The 1,110-nt window shown below is 40.7% G+C and carries 1 protein-coding gene; it reads right to left on the bottom strand.

Annotated features, from left to right (window positions below; translation table 11 throughout):
- Positions 1-246 precede the first annotated feature (246 nt).
- Positions 247-989, bottom strand: a protein-coding gene (locus AC2VE5_RS28180) for an IS1 family transposase (protein WP_486890804.1) whose coding sequence is annotated in 2 segments (ribosomal slippage) — positions 247-738 and positions 741-989 — 741 coding nt in all. Because the reading frame shifts where the segments join, the coding sequence is not laid out codon by codon here.
- Positions 990-1,110: the final 121 nt, after the last annotated feature.

The raw sequence follows: 1,110 nt of genomic DNA, 5'->3' as shown, positions 1-1,110 counted from the left end.
ATGACATCGCGTTACCTATCCAACAATTATTTGACGTACTACCAATGAGTCGGTACTTATCCGGCACTATGAGTATTTGCGATCGCCACCTATGTAGAAATTGGTGCTTATTACATTCCTTGTGCTAGATAACTTATGATCGCGCACTTGCTACACCCACAGCACTTGCTGTTGGCACTTTTGTCGCTGCTGCTTTATTTCCCGATAGCGAAGATGGTAGTGTTCCAGACGTGTGGAGATACCTTTCTAAATAGCTCGACCAAACTCAAATCGATTAATGAACAATCCCAGGACAATATCGTGCATCTGAATAGTTTTGGAAAAGCAGATTGTTTTGCGTGCAAGTCGCTTAATTCGGGTGCGAAAAGTTAAATGCTTGCGCTCGATTTTTTGCGTATTAGCCTTGCCCACAGTATGAATTGGCGCTGCTAAATATCTTTGATAAGCACCCCAATCATCGGTGTAAAATTGTTGAATTTTGAAGGGTTCCAACATGGCTTTAAGTTGAATAAAAGCTGCATCTTTGTGGTCTGCCAAAACGTAGGCAAGCACAAGTCCTGTGTGATGGTCGATTGCGTGCCACAGCCATCGTTGCTGTTGTTTAGAACCCACAAAGCTCCACATCTCATCAAGTTCAGCCTCCTCGACATATTTAATAATTGATACCTCCGTGGGCTGAAGCTGTTGAATTAGCTGTGTATTGACTGATTCAAGATTTCGTTCTTTTTTTTTAACTCTTCAATCACCGTCGTCGGACTAATTTTTAAGACTCGCGCTGTATCTCGAATCCCACTACCATTGACTGCCATATCACTAATTTGTTGTTTAACTTGAGGTAGATAACCTCGATAAGTGAAATCTAAAATGAATGAGCGACGATGGCACTCCTGATTACGGCAGCAATAGCGCTGTTTACCTGCTGCACTTAAACCATTTTTCACTAGGTTTGTGCTATCGCAATTAGGGCAGTGTACGGGTTCTAAAACCATTAGTAAAGTGTTTATAAGTTATAGTTTCTATTATTTCACTTATCAACACGTCTGAAACATTACCACCTGAAGCATTGCAACTATTGGATCAAGAATTCAAAAATAATTCCATGAGGTTTTT

The sequence above is a fragment of the Aliterella sp. E5.1 genome, from assembly GCF_057473825.1.
This window is presented reverse-complemented; position numbering and strand designations above follow the sequence as displayed.